Here is a 23,783-nt window from a genome sequence, read left to right on the forward strand (position 1 = left end):
AGACTGACAAAATACACTCAATTGAAAAAGAATTCTAAAATTTTCGTAGCAGGTCACCGTGGGATGGTTGGTTCTGCTATCTATCGTAAGCTTCAAAAAGAAGGTTACCAAAATATCATTACAAGAACTTCAAAAGAGTTAGATTTACGTAACCAACAAGCGGTAGCTGATTTTTTTGCTCAAGAGAAACCTGATTATGTTTTCCTAGCGGCAGCAAAGGTTGGTGGAATTGTAGCTAATAACACTTACAGAGCAGATTTTCTTTACGAGAACTTGGCTATTCAAAATAACGTTATACATCAATCTTATTTAAATAGCGTTACCAAATTGATGTTTTTGGGTTCGAGCTGTATTTATCCAAAATTAGCTCCTCAGCCGCTTAAAGAGGACTATTTGTTAACCGGCACTTTAGAACCTACAAACGAGCCTTACGCCATCGCTAAAATAGCAGGAATTAAGATGTGTGATGCTTACAGAGACCAATATGGTTGTAACTTCATTTCGGTAATGCCAACTAATTTATACGGATTGAACGATAATTATCACCCAGAAAATTCTCACGTTTTGCCAGCTTTAATTAGAAAGTTTGACGAAGCAAAAAACAATGGCAGCAAAGAAGTTGTAATTTGGGGAACAGGCTCGCCAATGCGTGAATTTCTATACGCTGACGACCTAGCAGATGCTTGTTATTACTTAATGGAAAATTATAGCGAACCTACTTTAATTAATATCGGTACTGGAGAAGATTTAACCATTAAAGATTTAGCTCTAGCTGTTAAAGAAACTGTAGGGTTTGAAGGAGAGTTAGTATTCGATACGAGCAAACCAGATGGTACACCACGTAAACTAATGGATGTTTCTAAGCTTCATAATTTGGGTTGGAAACATCAAATTGAATTGGAAGAAGGTTTAAAGTTAGCATATCAGGATTATTTGAGTAGGCGATAGGTAAGTCTAAAATCGTCATTTCGACCGCAGGGAGAAATCTGCAAGTTCTTTAGTAGAAAACCCGACATACGGCAGTGCCCCAATTTCGGTTTGCGCTACTATGCAATAGATTTCTCCTCGTTCCTCGTCGAAATGACGGAGCAGCGGGCTAAAAATCATAATAAAGGTTTCTAAAGCTAGTCCTCAATCCGAAAGTCACCATAGCTGTATTATGTTTAGACAAGCTATTTTTCTCTTGTCTCAAGATACCACCTAACTCTAACCTTAAATTATATTTTGGATTTAGTAGATAAGCTACTTTTCCTTGCAGGGTATAAAGTTCAGTTAAGATACCATTGCCAACTTTACTTCCGTAGTTGACAGTTCTAGTGTTATAACTTTTAAAAATATCTTTTCCGTAGTTAGTCCCAGCCTCATCCAATCCATAAGCGGCATACAAAGCCTGTCCCTGGAAATCAAATCTTTTTACGCTATAGTTTAACAAGCCTAAAAACTCTCTAAAATTAGCACCAAAAGGATGCGCCAATGGCTGATTGTAGTTGGCATAATTAGACAACCTGTCGAAATGTGCATAAGTATAAGGACGGGCTGTATTAAACTCTGCTAAATAGTTAAGTCGCTCAACTTTGAATAAATCAGCCCCTCTTAACCCTAACTGTACGGCCCATTTATTTGCCCAATATCCATTTCCGGCAAAGAACTCTTTTGCTGTAAATTCATCGAACATAAACTGTCCGTAAAGTGCTGTCTTTTCCAATAGCTCATACTTTACGTTCAATCCTAATCTCATCTTATCCGGCGAAGTAGTATTGGTGTTCTCTACTGGTCTTAAGAACATAAAAGGATGGATGTAATTAAAATCAAATCCTCTTTTACCTTCAACTTCAGCATCAGCCCATGTTACGGCTTGGAAAAAACCAACCGAAAAACGATTTGTAGCATTCCAATCTAAATAATGTGCAGCCATCCATTTGCCTCTATCGCCTAATCTTCTGTCACTAGCCAACTTTGGAGCGCCAGGGTCTAGCATATAAGCGTAAATGGTTTGGTATTGTAGGCTTCCCAAGCTTGCTCTCAATCTAAAAAAAGAATAATTAGAAGAAACATCAGATAATAATACGGAACGATAACCGTCGCCGATGAAGTTCTTATCGTAACCGAGAGCAAAATTTAAATACTTATTTGGGGTGTAAGAAAGCAGCGCAGTCACATAAGCCCAATCTTGTTTATCAGTTGCGAGCTTACCATAACCTTGTCCAGGCACTACTTGATTGGCAACAATGTAATCGTTCACATAATCAGCAAATTTACCTTGGTTCTCAAAACCGTTAAGATAAAATGAGAACTTCTCGCCCACATTTCCGCCCACTTGAAAACCACGGGTATTTAACCAAGTGCTTCTATTGCCTTCAATATCCTTACCAATTTGAAAATCAGCAAGAAAGTCAGCATAGATATTATATTCATCAGTTTTAAATTGAATTAAATGTTCTTGAAACAACTTGCGGTGAACCCAACTTCTTTTATTCAGCGTGTCGGTACCGTAATTCATTAAAGAATCGAAATACGGCTTTAACCTCTCATCGTCTGCATAAAAACCACGAATAGAAGAATGGAATTTAGTTTTTGTATCGTAAACTGGTCTATTCAGTTTTTGATAAAGCTGATAATCGTGAAGGATGTATTGATTTGCGGTTTGATCAACCTGTTGAGCGTTTACTTCAAAAACAAAAAAGGCCAATAAAATGGCCAATATATTATATCTTTTCATCAATTTGTTATTCATTTATTGCTCCGTCTAACTCTTCGAAAACGGAATTTTTACTCTTGAACTCAATGACCAACTTTTTCATGGCAATCACTACCTGTCTGTCATCATTTACATTAGCATATTTTATTAGTGAATAAATTTGACGTTCCACATCCTCAAAAATATATTCACGAACCCTACCGATCATAATTTTCTCATGATGTGTTGGCAAGGTATTTTCATTGTCGTTCAATAGTTCTTCGAAAAGCTTTTCTCCTGGTCTAAGCCCAGAATATTGAATTTTGATATCTTGATTTGGGATTAATCCCGCCAAGCGGATCATTTTCTTCGCCAACTCTACAATCTTCACAGATTTACCCATATCAAAAACGAAGATTTCTCCACCTTTCCCCATGCATCCAGCTTCTAAAACCAAACGGCAAGCCTCTGGTATGGTCATGAAGTACCTTGTAATTTCCGGATGCGTTACCGTAACAGGTCCGCCTTTTTCTATCTGCTGTTTAAAACGAGGTATTACCGAACCATTTGAGCCTAATACATTACCAAAACGAGTAGTAATAAATTTTGTAATAGGCTTAACTTCTAAATCATTGATATAACTTAATCCATTACTAAATACCAAATCTTTTTTATTAAGAGAATTGTTGAGCGATTGCACATAAATTTCAGCAATACGCTTAGAAGCCCCCATAATATTGGTTGGGTTTACTGCTTTGTCTGTAGAAACCATTACAAACTTTTGAACCCCATATTTCACTGAAAGATCAGCAATCATTTTGGTGCCTAGTACGTTATTTTTTATGGCTTCCGAAGGATTGTCTTCCATTAAAGGAACATGCTTATAGGCTGCTGCATGGTAAACGTAATGAGGTTTATACATCTCAAATAAATGTACCATTCGCTTCTCATCCTTCACATCCCCAATAAAAGCGTGGAAGTTATTTTGTTTATGGTTCTCCTCTAACTCAAGATAGATATCGTGCAGTGCAGTTTCAGATTGGTCGCAAAGGATAATCAATCCAACCTCAAAGTTCATCAACTGGCGCACAATTTCGCTACCGATAGAGCCCGCTGCACCAGTAATCAGTATTCTTTTATCTTTGAGTTGGTTCTGCAAGCCCTGAACATCAATTTCTATAGGCTTACGGTTTAATAAATCTTCAATGTTAATGGTTTGTATTTGCGACTTGTTTAACTTGCCACCTTCCCAGGCATCTGCAGGTGGAATATTCAATACGGTCACTTCATTTTCTAAACAAACATCAACGATATTGTTTTTTCTTTCTAAAGGGATAGTGTAGGACGCAAAAATTACTTCATCAACTTCATGATCTTTAATAAGTTCTTCTAAGCGTGCCGCACTTAAAATTTTCACACCGTCAATAGCTTTTCCAACTTTTCTCTCATCATCATCAACAAAAGCCATAATGGTTTTATTTACCTTACCGTCATGATCGAAAGTTCTTTTTGTTGCCAGTCCAGCTTCACCTGCTCCGTAAATAATCACTTTCTTTTTATCCAAATTCAAGTTTTTGATGTACATAAAAAAGTACTTTATCAATACCCGATAAGTAATCAATAAAAGAAAAGAGGTAAGTAGATTGATAATTAAAACAGTATTAGATATGTACGGTGGATGACCAAGTGCCGTAATGACAAAATTGATAAATGAAAAGATGCCGTTGCTGATAATTACAGCAAAAAGTATCCTAAACGTATCTTGCGCACTAGTATAGCGAATAATACCAGCATAGGTTTTTACATTAAAGAATACAACGATGTTGATGGCTGTAATAATCAGTACATTTCTGCTAAATTCTATAATATCGATGGCTGATAGTGCAAGATTCAGCTTAACAGCATAAGCAATCACTACAGAAGCCAAGCAGATGCTTAAATCTAGAAGGAAAATAATCCAACGAGGAACGATATTTATTTTACCAAACAAAGTAGATAATTTTAGCTAAGGTACAATTATAATTATAGTCTATCAATTTTATTACATTTTGCTATTGATACGAAACCAATAACTTCTGTCTTCCTTCGAGCTTAATTCTAAGAAAGAGGTAAATAAAAATGAATATGAAAAACATAAATAAAGGATATATTATACCAGTTTCTATTACAGTTATTAGAACAAAATTTATCAATAACTGAGCCATTATGTATATACTAGCAACCAAAATGTGTGAATATTTTCGATGATTAGACAAGTGCTGATAGAAATGGCTACGATGCGCCTCAAAGATATTTTCGCCCCTCACTTTCCTAAACAGAACGGTAAAAGCCGTATCGGTTCCATAGACTAATAGCAATAATATATAGGACAAGTTTTGAGTAGTTAATATCAATTGGCCAATAAAGAATACGACGATAAACGCAATGCTCACACTACCTACATCGCCAGCAAAACATTTGGCTTTTTTTCTGAAATTAAAGAAATTGAATACAATTAAAGACAAACCAACAATAATCAAAAGTTCGCTTGACGTAAAACTTACTACTTGTTCGTTGATATAATATAACGTTGCAATTGTGAGTAGGCTATATCCACCGGTTATTCCATTTATACCATCCATAAAGTTGTAAGCATTTATTGTAGCAATTACAAAAATTAGAGCTATCAGTATCCAATACCAATTTAAACTGAATAAATTCCATTGAAAAAACAATAACAATACTGAGCTCAAATGAATGCTCAATCTAACTTTGTTATTCAGCGTTAGTACATCATCTAAAAAGCTAATGGCAGATATAGCTAACAAACCGATAAGAAAATAAACATTTTCAAAACCATTAGCGATTGAATAAGCCAAAACAGCTAAAGGAAAGATGACGCCCCCGCCTCGAATAGTGACGCTGGTGTGCGAGCTTCGATGATTTGGCTTATCAATAATGTTGAAGCGATCTGCGATTTTAAAATAAACCAGTTCTAAAATTATAAAAAGAACAAAATATAGAAGTAGAATTGAATTTTGCATTAAGTGAAATGGAAATTATTATGCAAGCATAGATTAGTACTCTCACAGTACTCTATCCCTACTTGAAGTGTACTTTAAACCTAGGGTTGAGGTGGAGTTATACTATTGAACGATTTTGCCGTAATTGCTAACCCTTCTATGGTACTAATTGGAAAATGAACGCCTAAAGCAGTTTTGATTTTATGATTACTCACTACATAACTTTCTGTCAGTTTCTGAAGGCGTTCTGAGCTAAGGGGCAATCTCAACACGTCGCCGATTTTGGCCATGCCTTTGATTAATCCAGTTGGAATTTTCCAAAGTTTAGCTTGTTTATTTGAGGATGACGCTAAAATCTCTACCACTTTATTGGTCGACAACGCTTCATTGTCGGCTACGTTATACACACCAGAAGCAACTTCCTTTTCTAATAGCTGCTTAATCACGAAACAAAGGTTTTCAACACTTAGAAATGAGCGTTTGTTCTCAAAAGCAGCCAAAGGATATGGAATACCTTTTTGAACAAATTTATAAAGCAAATTCAAATTTCCCTTATTGCCGGGTCCATGAATCATACAAGGCCTTAAAATATAGTATGATTTACCTTCTGGTAGCGCCTGAGACTGTATATATTGTTCGGCCATCAGTTTAGACTTTCCGTAATCTGTTTGCGGATTAGGTTGATGTTCTTCAGTTAAAATATTTTCTACGCTATCCGCCGCAGCCTTTACTGAACTAATAAAAATAAACTTCTTTACATCCGACTTTAAGAACGCATCGTAAAGTTTCTTGGTCAATTCGTAGTTAACTTGGTAATACTCGTCGGGATTTGAAGTTTTCTTTAAATCGTGGGCTTTACCTGCGAGGTGGATGATGGAGTTACAGTTGTTAACTATTGGAGTACTTAATTTCTGGCGGGAAAGCTTGGTAATAATCACGTCTTGTAGGTAGGCGATAAGATTTTGGCCAACGAAGCCTGATGAGCCTGTGATGGTAACTTTCATTTTTTAAATTGCTCCAAAGTCGCTTTGTTAAACCATTTTCTCTCCTTGTCGAAAAACCAACCCCATTTGTTAAAATAAGTTATCATAGAGTCAATAAATATTTTAAAAAGCTTCCAACTTTTATTAGCACCACCCTCATATAAATGTACAACGGATACTTTTGAAAAATAAACTGTCTTATATTTTTGATGTATTCTTCTAGACAAATCAAAATCTTCAAAATACATGAAAAATTTCTCGTCATACATTCCAACTTCCTTTATTGCATCAACTTTCAATAATGTAAAACATCCAGAGAGGATGGGAACGTTATAAATTTGATTTTTTGGTACTGATCTAAGCTCATATTTATTTATAAATTCAGTACCAAATGGATCTATCTTTTTCAATTTTCTTCTAAAAATCCAAAACGGATGCGGCAACAGTTTTGGAAGGTTTTGTACTGAACCATCTTCGTTCAGTATTTTAGGCATTATCATACCAATCTCAGGATTAGCCTCCATAAAATCAATCATTGGAGTAAACACATCTTCTTGAATCTTAATATCTGGATTGATAATAAAATGATATTTCGCACCATCTTCTATAGCTTTTCTTATAGCAATGTTGTGGGCTGCGCCAAAGCCTGGATTTGATGGGTTATGGATATAAACTACCTTATCATCTTTAAAAACATCTTCAAGTTCGTTTGTAGGCGAATTGTCTATTAAAAAAAGTAATCCTTGTTGATAAAAAAGAAAACTTTTGATCGCTTGGTGCAAAACAAATCTTTCATTTTTATATAAAACAATACTAGCTGTTACCATTGCATTGATTCAGTATATACTCAATTGTTAAATTTTTTGTCACTAATTAAACCATTTAGATTTTTATGATTAAAAAAATAGATCATCTAATCTATCTTGAAATTATACGGAAGAAATTGATAAGGTCTATCAATACCTGGAATATTCGTAACTTTATAGAGAAAGAAGAAATCTATTCCAACAATAACCAAAAAGAAAAAAAGTTTATAATATAGATTTACCTTGATCTGGCTTATAGACGCAAATATAAATATGAGTGACATCAGAAATACATTTGCAATACGTTCGACAAAAATAGATACCGAAGCAAATAAAAGGATGACACAAATACCCAAAAACAAAAATCGAGTTAATGTATTAATGGTTAAATAATTCTCAAAATATTTAGCACAAAGCCGGAAAGTAACATAAACAACTAAATACAATAAAAAACCAAGTCCAAATTTATATCTAGCTACACCTTCTGCGTAAAAATCATTTTCGTAATATTCCAATCTACTACTCGAAAAAAATAAATTAATTATTCCAAATAAGTTCTGTGCTAGATTTCCAATCACATAGAGGAATATTAATATCAGTATTTCAAAAAAAAATCTAATTTTTATTTTGTACAGAAATTGGAAAGGTAATAATATAATTCCTATTTGGTGAAAACTAGTAGCTAAAAAATATGCCAAAAAAGATTTAACTACTTTTCTATTTGAGTATAGTGTTATTCCAACCCAAACTAAAGTTGCCATAAGTCCATGGCGAATTGTATTGAAATTGTGATTAAGAAAGAATAAACTATAATAAGTTAAAAAACCAAGTGATAAATTTAGTCTCCATTTACTAAGTACGAAAAGAATTGCGACTATATTTATCAAAGCGCAAAAACCTAAAACAGCCCTAAAGCCACCAAACAACATAGAAATATAATTTAGAATGATGAAGCCCCATTCTGTACTATATAATTGTTGGTTAGTTGTTTCTTCGTAAATCTTCTTATAATTATAAAAATCGGTACCAATGCCTTCTCTAAAAATAGTCAGTATTAACAATACAAATAATGAAACCCCAAGAATTATAGCTGCAGACACCCGCTGACCTAAGGTTTCTACAATAGCTGCAATCGACAATAATAAAAAAACAAATAAATAAATTGCCACCTATTAGTAAATTGAGTAAAATGGAATTGTACCGTTATTACTTTAAAAACAGCAAATCTTGAAGTTGATCAGGTGTGTACTTGATGTCACTTCCCCAGAACTCCTCAACAATGTCTTGTTGCTCTTTAGTAATTATAAATTCATCGCTAGTAAAATTGAATTCTATTCGATCGCTATCTATTTGTTCCAGCTCTTGGTGCTCGTTTACTTGGGCGAGGTCTTCTTGCCCTTTTTTACCAATAAAATCTTCGTGATATCTTTGTTTGAATATGTAATGTGGCTTACCCAGTGAAACCGCATATCCCACATGAGTACCAACCCTATTAGACATTGTCAAATCCGATAGCTCTAAAATAGTTCTCAGATTTGGCAGGAAATTTTCACTTAACCAGTACCCAGCAGAACAAACTTTAAATCCATTTTCTTCATAAAAAGCTACTGATTCTTTTGAACAATCACTATAAAATAAATTAATTAGAACTGTTTTAACAGCATGCCTTTCCTTAATCTCATTTATTTTATCTATTAAACTAATTTGGTCAAAGTTAATTTTAGTTCTATCAACCGAAGAATGTGCTGGAAAAACCAATAAAGTTTTACCATATGTTTCTTTCAGTTTTTTAAATTCTACTGGAGAAAGCCTGCTTTTACTATACTGGATGTATGGCCCCACAGCAATAACTTTTTTCCCAGTTTGCAGTTTTATAATATCTTGTCTCTTTTTTGAGTATGTGATAATTGTAGTAGCAAAAGAGTCTTTCATGATTTTTTGCACCAGATTACCTAATATTACACCATGCTGTACATGGATGTTGAGCAAGTTTGATTTATTACCTAGGTATTTTTTAAACACGCTGATGTGACCAAATAAATTGCTTTCAGGAATTGGGTGAAGTGGAACATAAAATTTTACTGGTTTGTCTCCTAAGAGCTGAAATTTCCCATTTCCTTTAATAGACCTTCTGATTTGATGATATCCATTAAAAATGGAGTAAAAAAAATTGGCAACAGTTTTATTTTCGTTAAAAATTTTTGAAATCTTCATTTATTATAAGGAACTAAAAAGCTTTTTATAAGAATTATACATTTTCTGCTCTTGAAAAAGCTCATTGAATATTTTTTTTGAATTAATCCGTTTCTGTTCATACATATCCCAATTTATAACCAAGGCTGTAACTCCATCTACTATTTCTTGGACATTAGGATTAACTAGAATTCCATTTGAGTCATTAACCATGGATGAAGAACAGCCAACATCTGTTGTTAGGACGATTAAGGATGCCCTAAGTGCTTCAAGTATAGAAAGAGGTTGTCCCTCATTTCTACTTAACAGGAAAAAAACGTCTGATTCAGCAAGTAATTCTGCCACTTGCGATGATTCTCCCATTACATTTAAATTAAGATGCAGTCTAGACAAAGCATAAAGTTCAGTTATTAATGGTCCATCACCAACAACAACAAACTCTATCTTTTCTTCAAAAGTATTATTGATAATCGGAATAGCCTCGATCAACAGGTCAATACCTTTCCGTTCATTCAAAGTACATACGGTAATAAACTTAATTCTATTGCCTTTTCTTTCTGAAAAATTAACACCATCTAAAGGTTTAATACCATTAGGTATTGAAATGGCCTTTTCGTTACTTAATTGGTAAGCATTTAAAAAACGATGTTTTGCTTTGTCACATAAAAAAACAGCTTTATCAACATGTCTCACAACTTTGGTCATTTGATATGCTAGATAGTTTGACAACAATTTTCTTTTCCAAACCGTTTGGATACCTAGGGTAATCATATCTATTGGGTTTCCATCGTTATGCATAATCAATACCACTTTTCTTTTGCTCAAGTTGAAAAATAACCCGGCATAAAAAAGAGTTAAATGATCATGAAACAATAATATAGAGTTATCATCTATTTGTTTTTTTAAACGCAGCCCAATTAATAACTTAAGTGCATTTAAATCATTACGTAAAAAATAGATGGTTAATTCAAACAAGTTATTTTTTAGAACCCATTGCTTGAGTTTTGCAGAAATGCCTATACTTGTTCTATTCTCTAGCGCCTCTACTTTTTCACTGTAGCCTTTTTTAATATTGCAATAAATACTTGACAGGAAAGAATTAGAGGTATTTAAAAAAGTATCAAGATTTTTAGCAAAAATAGCTCCCCCATTCTTTTGATTGACATCAAAATAACTTATTGTAGATACCTTTATTTTTGTATCCTTATCATCAACATCCAACATCATCAGTCCCTATACTAAAACAATTGTGAGAAATCCAATCTATCTCCTTTCTCCAACTTTACTTTTACACGCTTCCCAAGAACTTCAGGATAGAATTTAGGATGCAAGCCAAATCCTGGTCTTATAGATTTCACATTTTGCGGGGTGATTTCGTCTCCGGCTTCGATATCTTCCACTATGTATAAAGAGCGAGAGAAATCGCGACCTTTTAGCTGTTTAGGCGTCAGCTCATAATCTATATTTCCAATAGCCTTTTCTGCTTCACGAACAGCTTTGACCATTTCTGAAAACTCTTGTTCATTCATTGAGAATGAAGCATCCGGTCCACCAATTTCTCGATCTATTATAAAATGCTTTTCTATAATCTTAGCCCCAAAACACGTAGCAACTACCGGTACAGTACTTCCTAGCGTGTGATCGGAAAGTCCACTTATAACTCCGTATCTTTCGGCTAAATCTTTAACCATAACCATGTTCGCTTCTTCAATTGGTGCTGGATAGCTAGATGTGCATTTCAACAAAGCAATTTCATCATTCCCCATTCTTTTACAAGCGTCTACTGCCAGTTCTATGTCTTCTTTTTGAGCAATACCCGTTGATATAATGATTGGTTTACCTTTCGAAGCAACATATTCAATTAAGGGAATATCAGTAATTTCAAAAGAGGCTATTTTATATGCAGGAGCGTTAAGTTCCTCCAAAAAATCTACTGCCGAAAAATCAAATGGAGAAGAAAAGCATATTAAACCTTCTGCTTTTGCAGCTTCAAATAACTGCTTATGCCATTCCCAAGGTGTAAAAGCTTCTTTATATAATGAATGTAATTTTCTACCGTCCCAAATGGTATCTTTAATCATAAAATCTGGCTTATCACTATCTATCGTAATCGTATCAGCCGTATATGTTTGAAGCTTTATGCAATTCGCTCCCGCTCGTTTAGCTGACTTTATAGTTTCAAGAGCATTCTCTAAACTTCCATTATGGTTAGCAGACAACTCAGCAATAATAAACACGGGACTTCTTTCATCTATCTTAAAACTATCTATCCTCATTTCTTTTTGTGTAGTGAAAACTATTTACTTCTTTATAATTTATCATTCCCTCAAGTTTAAATCCTGATTTTTCAAATGAAAATTTCGACTTGAGATTTGTTTCCTTTATATACGCATTGATAACCATGCTCTCATTAGCATCTATAAAAATGTTTGTTGCTAATAGCAACATTTCTGCTGCATAGCCTTTACCCCTATGCTCTGGCAAAATAGAAATACCTATCAACGCATTGAGTTTATCCTGTTGCTGAATGCGTACCTGGCCAACATCTTCTGCCTTTTCATTCTGGAATATATACATCCAAGAGAACTCGTCTTCCAATACCGACTTAAACCAATTGGTGTGATTTTCAAAACTAATAATGTCGGAGTTAAAAGATTGTTCTCTTACTTCAGGGTCATTCACCCATTTGTAATAACGTTCTAAATCTCCAATATTAGCTCTCCGATACTTCAACATCCCCATTAATTTTTGAATTTATAACTACATCGATGTACCTCCCCTGAAATAAACAATGTTCTTTCAATCTGGCATCTTCGAAGAATCCCATATTCTCCAAAACTGGATATAAGTGTGGTCTTAGATCAAATGCGTATGTAAATAGCTTATGAAATTTCAAATCTTCGAAACCTACTTTTTCCAATAACTTTATAAATCTACTCCAGTAACAAGAAAACTTATCTTTCTCAAGCTCAGTTCTCATAATAAAAGAAATTTCAGCATGACGATCAATCCAATTAATATGAACTAACCCCCCGTATCCAATAAAACAATTATTTTCTAAAAATGAGAACAGTATTTGTTCGGGTTTTTCTTGATCAAACAATTTACCAATTACAGATTTGAAATAAAAGTCTTGCATCTCAACTGTTAAGGGCTTCTCTTGCCTGAGGTGATATAATTGCTCATTGCGCATCTTTAATATTACCAGTTTATCTTCATCTCTTATCGGTAATAGCTGAAATTCTGCATCAACATAAATTTTATGCTTGAGACATTTATAATTCTTCATTTGTAAATTTTCAAAAAAGCAGATTATTTAATTAAAGCACTTAATATATTATTTATGCATTCTAATATCTACACCAGAATTTTTAATCTGTGAACGAGTTTGCATAAAGTTTTGATCTCGATGTGCAAAAAAACTACCTGCGGCTACTGCATCTGCTTTCCCAAGTAAAAAGCCATCTGAAAATTGTTGAGCTAAGCCGCATCCTCCACTTGTAATAATGGGGATCTTAACACTCTCAGATATACTACGAGTAATCTCTAAATCAAGTCCTATTCTCATACCATCATGATCTATATTACAGAGCAACAATTCACCAGCTCCTCGTTCTTCGGCCAATAACGCCCATTCTAAAGGGTGATAATCAGTTTCGATTTGTCCGCCTTCAATAAAAACTTTATAATCTCCACCTGCATTTTTCTTATAATCGATACTAACTACAACACACTGAGCTCCATATTTATCTGAAGCTTGTTTGATAATATCAGAATTTTGCACTGCCGCAGTATTAATTGAAATTTTGTCTGCTCCATTACTAAGCAATAACCTAAAATCATCTACAGTTTTAACACCTCCCCCCACTGTAATAGGCATAAAGATTTCTTCGGAGACTTTGTTAATAACCTGAGCAAGCTTTAAGATATCTCCATGGTTCCTGTTTATGTCGATAAAAATAAGTTCATCGGCAGCTTGTGCCTGAAAAATTTTAGCTTGAGAAACAGGGTCGCCGATTTCAATAACACCATTAAATTGTTTAGTAATTACCAAAACCATTTTATTAGGATTATTTTGGCTAGTTCTAAGTTGTAATTTGGGGATTAATCTACGTTTCGACATATTAGGGATTCCAATCTATAAAATTATCTAACAACTGTAATCCATAGTCTTGACTTTTTTCAGGATGAAATTGTGTTGCGAAGATATTATCTTTCAATATAGCAGCTGTGACAGGGTAGGTATACTCATAAGTAGCTACCACATCATTGGTGTTATTAGACTTTACATAGAACGAATGAACTAAATAAAAGTCGGGGTTGGTTGGCAAATTTTTAAAAAGACTAACTTCACTATCATATTCTATTGTATTCCAACCAATATTGGGAACCCGTAAGTCTGGGTCAGTCGGCGAAAGCCTTATTACATCAGCATCAAACCATCCTAATCCTTTATATTCCCCACCTTCAAAACTTCTATTTGACATTACCTGCATGCCTAAGCAAATACCTAACGTTGGTTTAGCTTTAACTATAACCTGCTCATTAAGTGCCTCCAAAAAACCTGTGCTAGTTATCTTTTCTATACAGTCTTTAAACGCTCCCACACCAGGGATTACAATCTTGTCTACGCTCTCTATCTCCTCTGGGTTATTACAAATCTTCACCTCTGCACCTAAATAGTCGAAAGCATTATAGACTGACAATAAATTACCCATTCCATAGTCAACAATACCTATCATCTTATTGTGATTTTTTCCAGTTATCTAACTGTTTTTCTGCATCTTTACGATCCATTTTCCCTTCTCTTGTCCAATGTTCGAAATCAGGCAGCTTTGTTCCTGCTTCCTGCTCAAAAACATTCAATCTCCAAGGGGACACCGTATGGCTCTTTGAAATTTCGAAAAACTCCTCTTCTGTAAGCCCTACCATTTCCAAGAAAATTTCTAAACTTGCTGGTTTTTTACCTTCATATCTTTGAAGCATTTCCAAACCATCCTCTCTTTCTAGCCTATCGTGTCTGATATCGATAGATGCCAGAGCAGTAGGCCTTGTATAACCTCTCTTAATGTATTTAATATAATCTCGAACTCCTTGCATATGGCACTCAATTTTTTCGTAGGTGTATTGCTCCGGTACATTTTCCACTAAATCTCCTTGCCAACCTAATTCGTCCATAATAATTTTAGATTGTCTTTTAACATCCCACGGAATATACGAGCCTAAACACACACTCTTATAATTCAGCTGGCGTAGTTCTTTTAGCGGAGGGTATGAATAAGGTTTAAAATCACGCTCATCTAAATCTCCACCAAGTCTAACTGCCATATCCAAAGCGGTTATACCTAAGTTCACAAAGCGATTAAATCTTTTTTCATCAACTTCTTCTGCTTGATCATAGCTATAATAAGAAGTATATTCTGCAGAAGGTTCACCCCAAAATATTAAAGGTACTTTATACTTAATTGCAATATGCATTGGATAAGAAAAAATTCCAGTGTGACAATGCCAACAGAAGTCTCCTTTTTCTAGAAAACTCTGCAACATGAGTTTTTGAACAACTTTCCAATTCGGGGTGAAAGAAAGGAAGTCAGCACCTAAATTTCTCAGAACTTTGATTGTATTTTCGTTCAAATTCGGTCGTAAAAAGCCATGGTCAAATCTAACAACTAAAGGTTTTACTTTAAACTCCTTCATCAAATAGTAAAGTGTCCACACACTGTCTTTACCCCCACTAAAAGGAACGATACAATCGTAATCATATTTGCCCCTATGGCTCTCGATAAGTTCACTCAGCTCTCTTTTTCTAGCTTCCCAATCAATCCTACCTTCTTTGTATTCTACCTGACGGCATACGCTACAGACTCCATCTTCATCAAAAGTGATACTTTCATGTGTTTCTGGCAACAAACACTTTTTACATCTTTTTAAATCAACCATATCAATTTAATTTCTCTATTTTACTGCAAAAATACCAATATATATATACTGATAATTAAACTTTTAAATTATTAATTTAATCTTTTAAAACCTGAATGACATACAGGTCCCTGCAACAAATCATCTACAGCTAAGCTTCCTTCTTCGCATTTAGCAATTTGTGAAAAAACCTCTCCCAATGCATTAAAATAAGCTTCAAAATCTGCGTCAGAATGTTCTGTACTAGCATAGAAATTGGTACTTGCTAAAAAACCTTTTTTTAACATATCTTGTGCTATTAAAGTTTTATACTTTAGAGCGTTGTCTCCAATAAACGAGTAAGTGCTCAAAGCAGGTATACCCGAAATAGAAATATCAAGCCCGTAACTTTTTGCTAATTTTTCCCACCCATCCTGCATTGATTTACCTTTTGCAGTAATGATTTCCCAAGATTTAATTTCTTCCATTACTTTTAAAGTAGCGAGCGCTGCAGTTGGCCCAATTCTCTCTGTCCAAAATGTACTACTAATGAAAGTGGTCTGTGCAGCTTCCATAATAGCTCTTCTTCCAACTACGGCAGTTAATGCATATCCATTCCCTATGGTTTTACCATACATTGCAATATCCGGCTCAACTCCATACTTTTTATATATACCACCAAATGTTTCTCTAAAACCAGAAGTGCATTCATCAAATATTAATACAATCCCTTTCGCGGTAGCTAGATCTCTCACTTTTTGAAGGAAATTATCTTCGGGACCAAAATTTCTAACAACCTCCATCTTGATAACACCAATCTCATTCTCTTGAACAATTTTGATCAACTCCTCAAAGTTATTATACCTAAAAGGGTACACAGTATCTTTAAGGTTTTTGGGCACTCCTGTGGGATTTAATCCTGGCAATAAGTGTCCAGACAGTTCATCGTTATCATTATGGTTTGCCGACAAATACCAATCATGCCAACCATGGTATCCACAGATGGCAACTTTATCTCGTCCAGAAGCTGCTCTGGCAATTCTTATGGCAATGGAATTAGCCTCTCCTCCACTTCGAGCAAATCTTACCATATCTGCCCATGGATTCAACTCCACTAGCTTTTCTGCAAGATAGACTTCCTCAGGGCAGCTCAAAGTAGACATATTTCCTTTTTTTACAGTATCTAATACAGCTGCATCTACTTCGTCATTACCATAACCCAGCGTATTGGTACCAATCCCCATTATACACATGTCGATCAGTTCTCGCCCATCTAAATCCCATACCCTGGTACCCTTTGCTTTAGAGAAATAAGAGGGCCAATGTTCCGGTAGGAACATTTCTGGTCTCTTGGAAAGCAGCATCGTACCTCCTGGAATTAATGTTTTTGCTTTGCGATATAGTTTTTGTCCAGTATCCATATTTAATCATTTTTAAGAGATTTCAACAGACCTTCATTTCTAATAATGTTTTTGTTGATTTCATCTAATTTTGTTTCTATTATGTGTTTAGTATAAGTGATCCAGCTTTCGGACGTCCCTAGTTGATTTATCAATTCACTTATAAGTTCAAAATCATGAGGTTCATCAACGGTCATCCTGATATTTGAATAGTCATAGAAGGAGGGGAAATTTAATGCCTTAAACAAAGTACCCCCTTTGAAAGTAGAATTGGATCTTATATACAATGTTACATGTTCTCGATCCGACTTAAGTTTAGCCTCTTTCCAAGCTCTCTCTAAGGCAGAAAACTTAAATACTTCTACGTCTTGACCATCTGGAAATCGTTCTTCCAAAATGTTAGCCGCATAATCTAAGTCATTAATTTTCGCTAATTTAATGACTGCGTCAACCATATCGGGATCAATGAGAGGGCAATCGGAAGTGACGCGAACAATCCACTTAGCCCCGAATTTTCTTGCTGCCTGATAAAATCTATCCAAGACGTCATCTACAGCTCCTCTAAAACTTGAGATCCCCCATTGTTTACATAAATCTACAATTACTTTATCTTCATCAGCAACTGTTGTAGCTACAATTATATGATCAATTTCTGAGGATTTTTTTAATCTATCTAGGTGAATCTTCAATAATTCTTGATCATTTATAGTTAAAAGTACTTTTTTGGGCAATCTCGTACTTCCTGATCTTGCTTGAGTTATCAATACAGTTTGTTCTAATTCCATAATGCAGGATTTAGTAGATTGGTGTCCATTACTTTGATTTTATTTAGTTCCTCAATTAAATCAGTAGGCATTACTAAATCAACATCGTTAAGGTTTTGCTTAAGTTGCTCCAAATTGTCAACACCAATAAGCACCTCATCTATATTTTTTTGATCGAGGCAGTAATTTAGTGCCATTTGCCTGATAGGAATATTGTAAAATCTACTAATTTCTTGTATTCTCCTAAGTGATGGTTCCAGAGAACGAACTATCTTGTTAGGGTCTTCTATCGCCTTGAAAAATAAACCTTGTAGAAAAGCCGAGCGAGTATGAATAATTTTACCTGCTTCTTTAGCTTTTTGCAAAAGTCCTCCTTTTATTGAAACGTTATCAAGCATATTGAATGGTAATTGTATTATATCTATCTCAGTGTCTTGAATTAGTTCTTCTAGGTGGCTATTACTGTAAATAGACACGCCAATATATTTTACCTTACCACTCTTTTTAAATTCTCCTAATAATCCAATCGATCCTTTACATTCTTTATATGTTTCGAACGAGTGGAACAAAAGACCTTTTAAGCACGGTACATCTAAATCTTTTAGATAAGTTTCTACTTTTGTTTCGAAATCTTTATCGAGTTTATGTGGTAACTTAGAAATAACCTCAAATTTAGCTGATAGATTTTTTTTGTGGAAGTCTCCAATAATCTGATGAGCATTCCCGTAAGCTTCTGCCGTATCAAGGCACTGAATACCCGCTTGCATTGCAGTCAACAGTATTTCATTTACCTGATTTTGTTCTGGTTTTCCATTATAATTGTTAATTCCATAATTGAGTCCAAATTGAACAGTGCCCAAAATTATTTTTAGTTTACTCATTGCCCTTGTAGTTCTCATTGAAAATAGCCATTCTTATAATATCTGACCATTTTCCATCATAATATCCATGGCGCTTATAAACGCCTTCTATTTCAAAACCCAATGTCTTATACAAGTTGACTGCTGCCTCGTTATCTGCTACCACCCCCAATGTTATTTTTCTCATCTTGAGGTTATCAAAACAGTGCGAAATAATAGCCTTTGAAGCTTCCTTTGCATAACCTTTTCCCCATTCTTCGGTATCTCCCATCATAATTCCATATTCACCTAATCCATACTTACTGTTAACAGGATCTATTTTGATGTTTCCTATATGTTTACCATTCGATTTAAGATGAATAGCCCAAAACAGAATATCTTTCTTTGAGACAACTTCACTAAGATATTCGCTCAGTTTCTCCTTGTTGTAATTTCCGCCCGTTTCTAGATATCTATAAACCTGCGGATTATTCAGCCAGGAAACATAGTCATCTGTGCAATGCTCAAGATTCAACTTTTTATAGGCTAATCTTTTTGAAAAAAGAGTGTTCATAAGGAATAAAATTCATCAATTTTCTCGATTACATAGGATTGTTCCGCTTCCGTCAGAGTTGGATACATTGGTAAACTGATGCATTCACGATAATATTTTTCTGCCGCCGGCGCATCACCTTCCGCCCATCCCAATCCTCTGTAATAGGGCATCAAATGACATGGGATATAATGTATTTGTGCAAAAACCTTCTTTTCTCTTAGGTAATTGTATAGACCAATTCTGTCAGGTGTTTCTATGATATACAAATGGTAGGCATGTCCATCAATAGCACCTGATTGCCCATTTATGTAGTCTTTACTTTCAAATGCTTGATTATATACCCCTGCTATCCTCCTTCTTTCAAGCAATCCTTTTTCGGCTCTTTCTAGCTGACTTAGACCTAGTGCAGCTTGAAAGTCGGTAAGTCGGTAATTATATCCTAAATCCTGCATTTCCATATACCACCCTGGATATTCATTATTTATACCTCCAGCAAACTCAACTGAATTTTCATAATTGTCACTATTTTTAACTATTCCATGAGTCCTCAGTTTCAAAAGTTTGTGATATAGTTCCTCATCATTCGTAGTAATCATCCCTCCCTCACCACAAGCTATGTGCTTAACGGGATGAAATGAAAATATTGCCAAATCCGCAAAACTACCATTACCACAATTTTGTTTAATCCCGTTGCTATCTTTAAAAAAACCTCCAGGTGCATGACAGGCATCCTCTATGATCCAAAGACCATATTCTGCTGCAAGCTCCTTAAATTCTTCCATATTTATAGCCCTTCCAGCAAAGTCAACAGGAATTATCCCTTTAAAAGTTCCTTTCGGAGCTGTTTCCAAAATACGTTTTACACTATTTATATCTAATAAGTACGTATGGGGATCTATATCTCCAAAAACTACTTCACCATCGCAATATCGAACACAATTTGCAGAAGCTGCAAAAGTAATCGGTGTTGTTATAACTTTATCTCCAGTCTTGACGTCTAATGCTAACGTACATAAATGCAGTGCCGCAGTACCATTCGCTACAGCTACAGCATATTTACTTCCAATATAACTGGCGAATTGCTTTTCAAATTCTAGAATTTTAGGTCCCTGTGTTAAATACTCAGCAGTTAAAGTTTTTACTACCGCTTGAATATCTTTTTCAGTTATATCCTGTTTTCCATAAGGTATAATTGCTTTTCCCATTACGCTTTAAAGCTTGAGTCTACATGTTCAGTAATCAATTTTCTTAGGCTTTCGACAGTTTCCCATTCTGTATTATCTCCAGAATTATACGCAAATCCCGGATTAACAAGCTTTGCTCCAAAATGACTTTTAAAATCGTCGAGTTTCCACTTGTGTGTAGCCGGAAGGATTGTATAATATTTATCTAAATCATAAGTATAAAACGAGTCAGATGGTGTAATCATTTCCTCATGTACTTTCTCACCTGGACGAATTCCAACAATTTCATGTTTACAATCTGGAGCAATTGCCGTAGCGACATCTGTAATTCTGTAGGAAGGTATTTTAGGTATAAATATTTCTCCTCCCCAAGCATTTTCTAATGCGTGGATAACCATATCTACCCCACCCTGTAATGAAATATTAAATCTTGTCATATTTGGATCAGTAATTGGCAACTTTCCTTCTTTTCTCTTATTAATGAAAAATGGAATAACGGATCCATTGGATCCCATCACATTACCATACCTCACCACAGAAAATACTATGGGATTATCTCCTTTAATGTTGTTTGCTGCAACAAATAGCTTATCAGAAGTCAATTTAGTTGCACCATATAAATTAATAGGTGCACATGCTTTATCTGTTGACAATGCTACGACTCTTTTAACATCAGTCTGAAAGCAAGCATTTATTACATTCTGCGCACCATTAACATTTGTTTTAATACATTCATCCGGATTGTACTCAGCGATTGGCACATGTTTCATTGCGGCTGCATGAATAACATAGTCTACTCCTTTAAACGCCCTTATTAAACGCTGTTCATCTCTAACGTCACCTATAAAAAAACGTAATTGCGGATATTTGTCTTCTGGATATTCCTGAGCCATTTGAAACTGCTTCTGCTCATCTCTAGAAAATATAACTAGGCGTTTGATATCAGAATGTGCAGACAAAATATATTTTGTTAGTGCTTTCCCTAAAGACCCCGTACCACCAGTAATTAGAATTGATTTGTTATTAAAGATCATATATAAATTATTTTTATAGGTTTATTAATAATAAACCTAGTTATTCTTTACGAAGATATTTTGTATTAAAAATTTAGATGATTTTCCAATTAGCGACATATTTCGCGTCCCTAAAAAATAAATAATATTAAGCTTGTCACGAAAAGGAGAAGACAAAATCATACGTAGGTAACTAGAGATAAATCTCATATAATACAAATGTAACATATATCGTACCTCTTTAGTAGAAAACCCAAAATTTAAAGCCCTTATTATGGCATTTGGCACTCCCCAACCAAATATCTTTGATGAACTACTTTTCCAAGTTGCATTTGCATAGCGATCTAACACAAATACCTCATTTTCAATATAAATTGGACCACTGCTAGCGCAAACTAAAGAATACAGTAAAGGATCTTCTATATGCTTTTCCTCATCATTACCATCGAAATAATGCTTTAATACAGATACGTTATAGACGCAAGCTGTAATAAACATTAAAGATGTGAAATTGGCCTTAAAAAGGTTCATAATGCACTCTTTTCCATTAATAACCTTATCCGCATATCCTATAAGATCTAACTTACTCACAATATTTGATGATACGTCCACAAATCCACAGTGATTAAAGAAGATGAAATTTAATACCCCATTTTTGGTCAATATATTAATTAGTCTTTCAACTACATTAGGCAGTAGTACGTCATCATCCCCTACAAACCAAACATATTTGGTTTGTACTTGTGACAAAAGATAATGCATATTACCAATCAAACCGCAATTTTTTTCTTGATACGTTAAAGTAAAGAAAAAATTTTGATTAGCATATTTTTCCAAAGCTATGCGGTGTTCTAAGTCAGAATTATTATCTGATACATAAATCTCTATTAAATCTTTAAAATTTCTAAAATCCTCTTTTAAAAATTCCAACTGTTCAATTACGAAATTACTCCTATTGTAAGTAGGTAAACAAATAGTTAGCGTTTTCATTAAGCTTTAAAAAAATTGAGTAACCCGAGTTTCATTTTTTTGTCTAGCTTTCTTAAAGAAAGAAAGAGCAAAAACAAAGACATCCCTATAGGAAAAATTAGATTAATCTCTTGCATTACAAGAAATATCAATAATAAACAAATTGCAGTAGTGTAAATAAATGTTACAAGTGCCCCTTTACCCAAGAATATTGCATATTTTCTTTTTACAATTACATATACCATTATAAAATAAACAATATTACTTAACAAAAAAGCATAGCCTAGACCATTTAACCCCCATTTTTCATACCCTAATATATGGGTAACAAGAATAGTGAGATTACCAACCACTTCATATAATACAAAATATTTCTTGTCACCTTTTGAAAGTATCACGTAGCTAAATGACCAACTTAACACTTTAAAAAAGATTCCAATTAAAGACCAATACATAATTGAAGTTATTGACAAAAATTCATTAGAATATAAAATTCTAATTATAATGGGTGCCCCTATAATCAAAAATGCAACTATTGGACCTAAAATGAGTAACCCCATTTCAATCTGATAATTTGCTATTTTACCCGCAGCATTGGTATCTTCATTTAATTCGCACAAGCGAGGATAATAGTCTTTTGACATCGCAGTAAATAATAGGCCTACATATCCATTTAAAATAGCAAAAGCAGCCTGATAATATCCAACATCTGCCATACTACCCTTATTACTAATATAAACACGTATAACGAACATGACGGCATATACCATAATTGAACTCATAGCCATAGCTAGGCCAAATTTAAGTATATCAACTGCTACTTCTACTTTCCTCTCCTTAAGAAAATTACTTGTTGGAAGTTTTATTTTATTTGTGTATAAAAAAGGAATTAATGCACTAAATAGATAAGTTATAAGTAATGAAGGGACTATAGCTTTCAAACCGTAAAAGTAATACAAAGGAAGTACCAATACAGTGCCGCAAAATGAGCTGATAACACTTGATTTTGCTAGCCATTTCAATTCCCTCAATCCTTGCAAAATTGCATTCTCTCCACTTTCCCATGCCATAAAAAAGACACTTAAAGATAAAAGTGCAAATGCTATTGTATAATTTTCGTAATTAGATTCAAAAGACACTTTACTCAAGATACCTGAAAAAAAAACAGTTATAAGTAATCCCAAAATACCAGACCCAAAGGATAGCGTTCTCACGACTGAAATAGTTCCTTTAATAGCATTCAAATTGTTATTTGCCTTCTCTTGAGATATATTTCTCACAGAACTGCTACCTATACCAAAACTACAAATAGAAAATACAAACGTAATTGCGGATATAAAAACGCCCATTACACCAATCCCATCAGGGCCGAGCCAAAGTGCTATAGCCTTAGATCTAATAATTGAAAAAATTATTACAATAACCTGAACACCTCCAAACAAACTTGTTGCCTTGAAGATATCACGATAAGATTTTTCCTCAGACATCTATTCTCTTAG

General features: G+C 34.3%; 23 protein-coding genes. 1 reads left to right on the forward strand and 22 read right to left on the reverse strand.

The genetic code is table 11. The annotated features are described in order from the left end of the window. Window positions 1–21: 21 nt before the first annotated feature. Window positions 22–948, forward strand: coding sequence for a GDP-L-fucose synthase (locus tag REI64_RS05860; RefSeq protein WP_308849172.1), 927 nt, complete (start codon window positions 22–24; stop codon window positions 946–948). 148 nt (window positions 949–1,096) lie between these two features. Here the strand turns inward: REI64_RS05860 and REI64_RS05865 are convergent, their stop codons facing one another. From REI64_RS05865 to REI64_RS05970, 22 genes are all read right to left on the reverse strand, one after another. Beyond that, window positions 1,097–2,719, reverse strand: a complete 1,623-nt coding sequence (locus REI64_RS05865; RefSeq protein WP_308849173.1) for a gliding motility protein RemB — start codon at window positions 2,717–2,719, stop codon at window positions 1,097–1,099. A 7-nt stretch (window positions 2,720–2,726) separates the two neighbouring features. Beyond that, entirely contained in the window at window positions 2,727–4,667 is a 1,941-nt protein-coding gene (locus REI64_RS05870; protein ID WP_308849174.1) for a nucleoside-diphosphate sugar epimerase/dehydratase, read from the reverse strand. Between the two features lie 61 nt (window positions 4,668–4,728). After that, complete coding sequence (locus tag REI64_RS05875) at window positions 4,729–5,700, reverse strand: glycosyltransferase family 4 protein (protein ID WP_308849175.1); 972 nt, start codon at window positions 5,698–5,700, stop codon at window positions 4,729–4,731. Between the two features lie 80 nt (window positions 5,701–5,780). After that, window positions 5,781–6,683 (reverse strand): NAD-dependent epimerase/dehydratase family protein, encoded by a 903-nt coding sequence (locus REI64_RS05880; RefSeq protein WP_308849176.1) that lies wholly within the window; start codon window positions 6,681–6,683, stop codon window positions 5,781–5,783. Continuing rightward, entirely contained in the window at window positions 6,680–7,489 is an 810-nt protein-coding gene (locus REI64_RS05885) for a glycosyltransferase family 2 protein (protein ID WP_308849177.1), read from the reverse strand. Before REI64_RS05885 ends, REI64_RS05880 begins: the two co-directional genes overlap by 4 nt. Window positions 7,490–7,575: 86 nt before the next feature. Next, window positions 7,576–8,637 (reverse strand): EpsG family protein, encoded by a 1,062-nt coding sequence (locus tag REI64_RS05890; protein WP_308849178.1) that lies wholly within the window; start codon window positions 8,635–8,637, stop codon window positions 7,576–7,578. A gap of 37 nt (window positions 8,638–8,674) precedes the next feature. Beyond that, complete coding sequence (locus REI64_RS05895; RefSeq protein WP_308849179.1) at window positions 8,675–9,682, reverse strand: hypothetical protein; 1,008 nt, start codon at window positions 9,680–9,682, stop codon at window positions 8,675–8,677. Between the two features lie 3 nt (window positions 9,683–9,685). Further along, window positions 9,686–10,888, reverse strand: a complete 1,203-nt coding sequence (locus REI64_RS05900) for a glycosyltransferase family 4 protein (RefSeq protein WP_308849180.1) — start codon at window positions 10,886–10,888, stop codon at window positions 9,686–9,688. Window positions 10,889–10,899: 11 nt separating this feature from the next. Continuing rightward, window positions 10,900–11,937 (reverse strand): pseudaminic acid synthase, encoded by a 1,038-nt coding sequence (gene pseI / locus REI64_RS05905; RefSeq protein ID WP_308849181.1) that lies wholly within the window; start codon window positions 11,935–11,937, stop codon window positions 10,900–10,902. After that, window positions 11,924–12,397, reverse strand: coding sequence for a GNAT family N-acetyltransferase (locus tag REI64_RS05910; RefSeq protein WP_308849182.1), 474 nt, complete (start codon window positions 12,395–12,397; stop codon window positions 11,924–11,926). Before REI64_RS05910 ends, pseI begins: the two co-directional genes overlap by 14 nt. Beyond that, the gene (locus REI64_RS05915; protein ID WP_308849183.1) at window positions 12,375–12,950 is read right to left on the reverse strand and encodes a GNAT family N-acetyltransferase; all 576 of its coding nucleotides are present in this window, start codon (window positions 12,948–12,950) and stop codon (window positions 12,375–12,377) included. Before REI64_RS05915 ends, REI64_RS05910 begins: the two co-directional genes overlap by 23 nt. A gap of 48 nt (window positions 12,951–12,998) precedes the next feature. Next, window positions 12,999–13,784, reverse strand: coding sequence for an imidazole glycerol phosphate synthase cyclase subunit (locus tag REI64_RS05920; protein ID WP_308849184.1), 786 nt, complete (start codon window positions 13,782–13,784; stop codon window positions 12,999–13,001). Between the two features lies 1 nt (window position 13,785). Then, the gene (gene hisH, locus REI64_RS05925) at window positions 13,786–14,403 is read right to left on the reverse strand and encodes an imidazole glycerol phosphate synthase subunit HisH (RefSeq protein WP_308849185.1); all 618 of its coding nucleotides are present in this window, start codon (window positions 14,401–14,403) and stop codon (window positions 13,786–13,788) included. A 1-nt stretch (window position 14,404) separates the two neighbouring features. After that, the gene (locus REI64_RS05930; protein ID WP_308849186.1) at window positions 14,405–15,601 is read right to left on the reverse strand and encodes an N-acetyl sugar amidotransferase; all 1,197 of its coding nucleotides are present in this window, start codon (window positions 15,599–15,601) and stop codon (window positions 14,405–14,407) included. A gap of 71 nt (window positions 15,602–15,672) precedes the next feature. Continuing rightward, window positions 15,673–16,980, reverse strand: a complete 1,308-nt coding sequence (locus REI64_RS05935; protein WP_308849187.1) for an aminotransferase class III-fold pyridoxal phosphate-dependent enzyme — start codon at window positions 16,978–16,980, stop codon at window positions 15,673–15,675. A gap of 2 nt (window positions 16,981–16,982) precedes the next feature. Beyond that, window positions 16,983–17,744 carry a glycosyltransferase family protein gene (locus REI64_RS05940; protein ID WP_308849188.1) on the reverse strand — a complete coding sequence of 254 codons (762 nt, stop codon included), beginning with the start codon at window positions 17,742–17,744 and terminating at the stop codon, window positions 16,983–16,985. Beyond that, window positions 17,735–18,604 carry an aldo/keto reductase gene (locus REI64_RS05945; protein WP_308849189.1) on the reverse strand — a complete coding sequence of 290 codons (870 nt, stop codon included), beginning with the start codon at window positions 18,602–18,604 and terminating at the stop codon, window positions 17,735–17,737. The genes REI64_RS05940 and REI64_RS05945 overlap by 10 nt, the downstream gene beginning before the upstream one ends. Continuing rightward, complete coding sequence (locus REI64_RS05950; RefSeq protein ID WP_308849190.1) at window positions 18,597–19,136, reverse strand: GNAT family protein; 540 nt, start codon at window positions 19,134–19,136, stop codon at window positions 18,597–18,599. The genes REI64_RS05945 and REI64_RS05950 overlap by 8 nt, the downstream gene beginning before the upstream one ends. Beyond that, window positions 19,133–20,323, reverse strand: a complete 1,191-nt coding sequence (gene pseC, locus REI64_RS05955; protein WP_308849191.1) for a UDP-4-amino-4,6-dideoxy-N-acetyl-beta-L-altrosamine transaminase — start codon at window positions 20,321–20,323, stop codon at window positions 19,133–19,135. The genes REI64_RS05950 and pseC overlap by 4 nt, the downstream gene beginning before the upstream one ends. Next, on the reverse strand, window positions 20,323–21,336 hold the full coding sequence (gene pseB, locus REI64_RS05960; RefSeq protein WP_308849192.1) for a UDP-N-acetylglucosamine 4,6-dehydratase (inverting): 1,014 nt from the start codon (window positions 21,334–21,336) through the stop codon (window positions 20,323–20,325). Before pseB ends, pseC begins: the two co-directional genes overlap by 1 nt. A gap of 36 nt (window positions 21,337–21,372) precedes the next feature. Further along, window positions 21,373–22,305, reverse strand: coding sequence for a glycosyltransferase family 2 protein (locus REI64_RS05965; RefSeq protein WP_308849193.1), 933 nt, complete (start codon window positions 22,303–22,305; stop codon window positions 21,373–21,375). Next, window positions 22,305–23,771 (reverse strand): O-antigen translocase, encoded by a 1,467-nt coding sequence (locus REI64_RS05970; protein WP_308849194.1) that lies wholly within the window; start codon window positions 23,769–23,771, stop codon window positions 22,305–22,307. The genes REI64_RS05965 and REI64_RS05970 overlap by 1 nt, the downstream gene beginning before the upstream one ends. Window positions 23,772–23,783 lie beyond the last annotated feature (12 nt).

Source organism: Pedobacter sp., from assembly GCF_031119335.1.
Classification (GTDB): Bacteria; Bacteroidota; Bacteroidia; order Sphingobacteriales; family Sphingobacteriaceae; genus Pedobacter.

Bases quoted from the DNA above. Each gene is read 5' to 3' on its own strand.
- REI64_RS05935 (WP_308849187.1), bottom strand. From the start codon at position 16,980: ATGGATACTGGACAAAAACTATATCGCAAAGCAAAAACATTAATTCCA.
- pseC (WP_308849191.1), bottom strand. From the start codon at position 20,323: ATGGGAAAAGCAATTATACCTTATGGAAAACAGGATATAACTGAAAAA.
- REI64_RS05915 (WP_308849183.1), bottom strand. From the start codon at position 12,950: ATGAAGAATTATAAATGTCTCAAGCATAAAATTTATGTTGATGCAGAA.
- hisH (WP_308849185.1), bottom strand. From the start codon at position 14,403: ATGATAGGTATTGTTGACTATGGAATGGGTAATTTATTGTCAGTCTAT.
- pseI (WP_308849181.1), bottom strand. From the start codon at position 11,937: ATGAGGATAGATAGTTTTAAGATAGATGAAAGAAGTCCCGTGTTTATT.
- pseB (WP_308849192.1), bottom strand. From the start codon at position 21,336: ATGATCTTTAATAACAAATCAATTCTAATTACTGGTGGTACGGGGTCT.
- REI64_RS05880 (WP_308849176.1), bottom strand. From the start codon at position 6,683: ATGAAAGTTACCATCACAGGCTCATCAGGCTTCGTTGGCCAAAATCTT.
- REI64_RS05920 (WP_308849184.1), bottom strand. From the start codon at position 13,784: ATGTCGAAACGTAGATTAATCCCCAAATTACAACTTAGAACTAGCCAA.
- REI64_RS05940 (WP_308849188.1), bottom strand. From the start codon at position 17,744: ATGGAATTAGAACAAACTGTATTGATAACTCAAGCAAGATCAGGAAGT.
- REI64_RS05950 (WP_308849190.1), bottom strand. From the start codon at position 19,136: ATGAACACTCTTTTTTCAAAAAGATTAGCCTATAAAAAGTTGAATCTT.
- REI64_RS05930 (WP_308849186.1), bottom strand. From the start codon at position 15,601: ATGGTTGATTTAAAAAGATGTAAAAAGTGTTTGTTGCCAGAAACACAT.
- REI64_RS05910 (WP_308849182.1), bottom strand. From the start codon at position 12,397: ATGTTGAAGTATCGGAGAGCTAATATTGGAGATTTAGAACGTTATTAC.
- REI64_RS05970 (WP_308849194.1), bottom strand. From the start codon at position 23,771: ATGTCTGAGGAAAAATCTTATCGTGATATCTTCAAGGCAACAAGTTTG.
- REI64_RS05865 (WP_308849173.1), bottom strand. From the start codon at position 2,719: ATGAAAAGATATAATATATTGGCCATTTTATTGGCCTTTTTTGTTTTT.
- REI64_RS05895 (WP_308849179.1), bottom strand. From the start codon at position 9,682: ATGAAGATTTCAAAAATTTTTAACGAAAATAAAACTGTTGCCAATTTT.
- REI64_RS05945 (WP_308849189.1), bottom strand. From the start codon at position 18,604: ATGAGTAAACTAAAAATAATTTTGGGCACTGTTCAATTTGGACTCAAT.
- REI64_RS05885 (WP_308849177.1), bottom strand. From the start codon at position 7,489: ATGGTAACAGCTAGTATTGTTTTATATAAAAATGAAAGATTTGTTTTG.
- REI64_RS05875 (WP_308849175.1), bottom strand. From the start codon at position 5,700: ATGCAAAATTCAATTCTACTTCTATATTTTGTTCTTTTTATAATTTTA.
- REI64_RS05900 (WP_308849180.1), bottom strand. From the start codon at position 10,888: ATGATGTTGGATGTTGATGATAAGGATACAAAAATAAAGGTATCTACA.
- REI64_RS05965 (WP_308849193.1), bottom strand. From the start codon at position 22,305: ATGAAAACGCTAACTATTTGTTTACCTACTTACAATAGGAGTAATTTC.